This is a genomic window from Streptomyces phytophilus (assembly GCF_013870535.1).
Classification (GTDB): Bacteria; Actinomycetota; Actinomycetes; order Streptomycetales; family Streptomycetaceae; genus Streptomyces; species Streptomyces phytophilus.
This window is the reverse complement of record NZ_JACBXC010000364.1, coordinates 1-5,082: the sequence shown is the minus strand read 5'-3', so window position 1 is coordinate 5,082 and position 5,082 is coordinate 1. Positions and strand designations below refer to the sequence as shown.

Below are 5,082 nucleotides of genomic sequence, written 5' to 3'. Positions count from 1 at the left end.
AGTCGCTGGCGCGGGTCGAGGCGGACCCGGGGCTGGTGGCGCCGGGGTGGACGCTGTACGCGGTGCGGCCGCGGACGGTGGAGTTCTGGCAGGGCGACAAGGCGCGGCGCCACACCCGGCTCGTATACGAGTCGGCGCCACCCGGGTGGACGAAGCGCATGCTGTGGCCCTGAGCCTCACTTCTGCCCGGGCGCCCGCAGGGCGGCCTGGTTGACGACCCACAGCCCGATCCCGATGGCCAGCAGCACGCCGGCCCGGATGTAGACGTCCGCGGGCCGGTCCGACAGCGGGCTGGCCAGGATGCCGGCGGTGGCGGCGCCCAGCACGGGTATCCACGTCGGCGCGCGGAAGTGCTTGTGCTCCACCGGGTCGCGGCGCAGCACGAGCACGGCCACGTTGACGACGGCGAAGACGCACAGCAGCAGGAACGAGGTGGTGTCGCCCAGCCCCTCGATCTCGCCGGTCGACACCAGCCCGATCGCCAGCACGGTGACGAAGACGATCCCGACCACGGGCGTCCGCCGCCCCGGCAGCACGCGCGCCATGCCGCGCGGCAGCACGCGCTCGTTGGCGAGGCCGTAGCAGAGCCGGGAGGCCATCATGATGTTGATCAGCGCCGAGTTGGACACCGCGAAGAGCGCGATGAGCGCGAACAGCTTCGCGGGGAAGTCCACGCCGCTCTCGTCCACGACCAGCAGCAGCGGCCCGCTGGACCCGGCCAGCCGCTCGTGGTCGACCATCAGCGAGGAGACGAGCGCGACGAGGACGTAGATCGTGCCGGTGATGGCCACCCCGAGGAAGATCGCCCGCGGGAAGTTCCGTACCGGGTCCTTGGTCTCCTCCGCCATGTTGACCGAGTCCTCGAACCCCACGAAGGCGAAGAACCCCAGGGCGGTCGCCCCGAGCACCCCGGTGAGCACGGCGTAGCCGGTCCCGCCGGTGTCGAACTCCGTCAGCCGCGACGGCTCGCCCTCACCGGTCAGCACGGCGGCGACGCCGATGCCGAGGATGACGAGCAGCCCGGTCACTTCGACGACGGTCAGCACGACGTTCGTCTTCACCGACTCGGAGACGCCGCGCAGGTTGAGCGAGGAGAGCACGACGATGAACAGGATGGCGATGAGCGTCGGCGAGATGTCGACGAACTCCTGGAGGTAGTCCCCGCTGAACGCCCGCGCGGCGGCGCTCGCGGACGACAGCCCCGAGCACATCACCATGAACGCGACGATGAACGTCAGGAACGGCACCCGGAACGCCTTCTGCGTGTACAGCGCCGCCCCCGCGGCCCGCGGGTACTTGCCGACCAGCTCGACGTACGAGGCGGCGGTGAGCATCGCCACCACGAACCCGATCACGAACGGCAGCCACAACGCCCCGCCGATCCGCCCGGCGACGGCACCGGTATTGGCGTAGATACCGGTGCCGAGGATGTCGCCGACGACGAAGAGCAGCAGCAACTTGGGCCCGATGGCCCGCTTCAGCGGCGTACCGCCGTCGGAGGGTGGCGGGCCGCCCGCTTCCGTGGAATTCAGCATGCCCCTGCCAATGCCCACGAGCCCCTTACGCCAACCCCTTACCTCCGCCCCTTACATCAGGGGGCGTCGGAGGGTGACCGGTCGAACCCGCCCTGCGGGCGGCCGGATCAGGTCAGCGCGGTCAGGGACGCGCTGTGGGCGCCGCCGGATTCCTGGACGATCTCCGGGAGGGTCTGGGCCGTTCTGACCGTGGCGAAGCGGACCCCGGTGGCGTCCGTCGTGAAGCCGTGGACGGCCGGGCGGGGGAGGCTGTTGTAGGAGAAGGGGTTGGAGAAGTAGTACGCGCCCGTGTCCAGGAGTGCCACGTGGTCGCCCGCCGCCAGCGGGGGGAGTTCGCGGGCGCGGGCCACCAGGTCGCCGGCGAAGCAGCACGGGCCCGCCACGTCCTGGGCGACCCGGGGGCCCGTCTTCGGGCGGCCCTGCGCGTCGTACGCCGCCACCCGCAGGGGCCACGACTCCGGGGTGAAGACGGTGCGTACGGCGACCTGGACGCCCGCGTGGGTGACCGCGATGGGGCGGCCGCCGGCGGACTTGGCGTACTCGACGCGGGCCAGCACCAGGCCGTTCTTCGCCAGCAGCGAGCGGCCGAACTCCGTGACCAGCGCGTAGCGGCCGTCGAACAGGCCCGGGATCTCGGCCCGCAGGAGGCGTGCGTAGTCCTGGAAGGCGGGCGTGACCTCGTCGGAGTCGAAGTTGACTGGGAGCCCACCGCCGATGTCCAGGGTGGTGACCTGCCGGCGGCCGGCGGCCGCGTTGATCTCCTCCGCCAGTTCGTACGCCGCCCGCACCCCCGCCGCCATCAGCGGCAGCGGCACGCCCTGCGAGCCGGTGTGGGTGTGCAGGGCGGTCAGCCAGGGGCGGTCCGCGTAGGCGCGGACGAGCCAGTCGCGGGCGCCCTCGTCCTGGAGCGTCACGCCGAACTTCGACGTGGCCGTCGCCGTGCTCATCGCGCCGATGCTGCCGCCGCCGACCTGCGGGTTGATCCGTACGCCGATCACCGAGCGGGTCGGCGCCGAGCCGACCAGGCCGTCGATGCGGGCCAGCTCCCCGGGGTTGTCGGCGTTGACGGTGATGCCCAGGGCCAGCGCGCCGCGCAGCTCGGCGGCGGTCTTGGCGGGGGAGTCGAGCACGGTCCGCTCCGGGGGCACGTCCGCCGCGCGGGCCAGTTCCAGCTCGCCGGGGCTGGCCACCTCCGCGCCCAGGCCCTCGGCGGCGAGCAGCCGCAGCACCGGCACCAGGGCCGCGGCCTTGACGGCGAAGGAGTGCAGCACCGGCGTCCCCGGCGCGACCACCTCGTCGAACGCGGCCCGCAGGGCGGCCGCCGACTCCCGGATGCCCGCGACGTCCAGCAGCCCCACCACCGGCTCGGCGTCGGACACCAGCCCCTCGGCCAGCGCCGCGCGCACCGCCAGGTCGCGGCGGGCGGCGAGCGGGACGTTCTGCGGCACGGGAACGGGCTCGTCGTCAGGCATGGCGGCATCCAATCATCCGTCCGCAAATGCTGTCGTACGGCGTCCAAGTGTCGGACGCGAGGCAGTCTTGACTAGGGTAATTCAGTCGCGCCAGGATGTGTTTCTCTCCATTCAGAGAGGTCGAGCGCGCCAGGAGGCAGGCATGGCAGGACCCCGACCCGTGCGGGCGCCGCGCGGCAACCAGCCCAGCGCCCGCGGCTGGCAGCAGGAAGCCGCCCTGCGGATGCTGCAGAACAACCTCGACCCGGAGGTCGCCGAGCACCCCGACAAGCTCGTCGTCTACGGCGGCACCGGCAAGGCCGCCCGCGACTGGGACTCCTTCGACGCCATGGTGCGTACGCTCACGACCCTCGGCCCGGACGAGACCATGCTGGTCCAGTCCGGCCGCCCCGTCGGCGTCATGCAGACCCACGAGTGGGCGCCCCGCGTCCTCATCGCCAACAGCAACCTCGTCGGCGACTGGGCCACCTGGGAGGAGTTCCGCAGGCTGGAGGCCCTCGGGCTGACCATGTACGGCCAGATGACCGCCGGTTCGTGGATCTACATCGGCACGCAGGGCATCCTCCAGGGCACGTACGAGACCTTCGCCGCCGTCGCCGCGAAGCTCGGCCGTGAGAACAAGCACAGCGGCGGCACCCTCGCCGGGACCATCACCCTGACCGCGGGGCTCGGCGGCATGGGCGGCGCCCAGCCGCTCGCCGTCACCATGAACGGCGGCGTCGCCCTGTGCATCGAGTGCGACCCCTCCCGCATCGAACGCCGCCTGGAACACGGCTACCTCGACGCGAAGGCCGACAGCCTCGCACACGCCCTGCGCCTGGCCACCGAGGCCCGCGAAGCCCGCCGCCCGCTGTCCGTCGGCGTCCTCGGCAACGCCGCCGAAGCGGTGCCGCGGCTGCTCGCGGAGGGGGCGCCGATCGACATCGTCACGGACCAGACCTCCGCCCACGACCCGCTCGCGTACCTCCCCCTCGGCGTCGACTTCGCCGACATGGCCGCGTACGCCGCCGAGAAGCCCGCCGACTTCACCGCCCGCGCCCGCGAGTCGATGGCCCGGCATGTCGAGGCCATGGTGGGCTTCCAGGACGCCGGCGCCGAGGTCTTCGACTACGGCAACTCCCTCCGCGGCGAGGCCAGGCTCGCCGGCTACGCGCGCGCCTTCGACTTCCCCGGCTTCGTACCCGCCTACATCCGCCCCCTGTTCAGCGAGGGCAAAGGCCCCTTCCGCTGGGCCGCGCTCTCCGGCGACCCCCGGGACATCGCCGCCACCGACCGGGCCATCCTGGACCTCTTCCCCGAGAACGAGTCGCTGGCCCGCTGGATCCGGCTGGCCGGCGAGCGCGTGCACTTCCAGGGCCTGCCCGCCCGCATCTGCTGGCTCGGCTACGGCGAGCGCGACCGGGCCGGCGAGCGGTTCAACGACATGGTGGCGAGCGGCGAACTGGCCGCCCCGCTCGCCATCGGCCGCGACCACCTCGACTGCGGCTCGGTGGCGTCCCCGTACCGCGAGACCGAGGCCATGCGCGACGGCTCCGACGCCATCGCCGACTGGCCGCTGCTCAACGCCATGGTCAACGTCGCCTCCGGCGCGTCCTGGGTCTCCATCCACCACGGCGGCGGCGTCGGCATGGGCCGCTCGCTGCACGCCGGCCAGGTCACGGTCGCCGACGGCACGGTGCTCGCGGGCGAGAAGATCCGCCGGGTGCTGACCAACGACCCGGGCATGGGCGTCATCCGGCACGTCGACGCGGGCTACGAGCGGGCCGAGGAGATCGCGGCGGAGCAGGGCGTGCGCGTACCGATGCGGGAAGGCGACCCCGCGCCGTGAGCCCCGCCCCGTTCCAGGAGATGTGGCGCGAGCTGCGCCCCCTCGGGCGGTACGCGCCCTCCGGCGGCTACCGCAGGTTCGCGTGGACGGCCGCCGACGCCGACTGCCGGGCCTGGTTCCGGGCACAGGCCGAGGCGCGCGGGCTCGCGTACGAGACCGACCGCAACGGCAACCAGTGGGCCTGGCTCGGCGACCCCGCCGCCGGCGGCGCCGTCGTCACCGGCTCCCACCTCGACTCCGTACCCGA

General features: G+C 73.0%; 4 protein-coding genes and 1 pseudogene. 3 read left to right on the top strand and 2 right to left on the bottom strand.

Translation table 11 applies throughout. The annotated features are described in order from the left end of the window. The first annotated feature begins 35 nt into the window (after positions 1–35). Complete coding sequence (locus tag H5J30_RS17020; protein WP_374100988.1) at positions 36–173, top strand: pyridoxine 5'-phosphate oxidase C-terminal domain-containing protein; 138 nt, start codon at positions 36–38, stop codon at positions 171–173. Between the two features lie 3 nt (positions 174–176). Here the strand turns inward: H5J30_RS17020 and H5J30_RS17015 are convergent, their stop codons facing one another. Beyond that, positions 177–1,535, bottom strand: coding sequence for an APC family permease (locus tag H5J30_RS17015; protein WP_181788276.1), 1,359 nt, complete (start codon positions 1,533–1,535; stop codon positions 177–179). A 107-nt stretch (positions 1,536–1,642) separates the two neighbouring features. After that, complete coding sequence (locus tag H5J30_RS17010; RefSeq protein ID WP_181788275.1) at positions 1,643–3,007, bottom strand: type III PLP-dependent enzyme domain-containing protein; 1,365 nt, start codon at positions 3,005–3,007, stop codon at positions 1,643–1,645. Between the two features lie 142 nt (positions 3,008–3,149). On the opposite strand from H5J30_RS17010, the gene hutU reads away from it, so the two are divergent. Next, positions 3,150–4,835 carry a urocanate hydratase gene (hutU, locus tag H5J30_RS17005; protein ID WP_181788274.1) on the top strand — a complete coding sequence of 562 codons (1,686 nt, stop codon included), beginning with the start codon at positions 3,150–3,152 and terminating at the stop codon, positions 4,833–4,835. 20 nt (positions 4,836–4,855) lie between these two features. Next, a pseudogene (locus H5J30_RS17000) lies at positions 4,856–5,082 on the top strand (allantoate amidohydrolase); the annotation flags it as partial.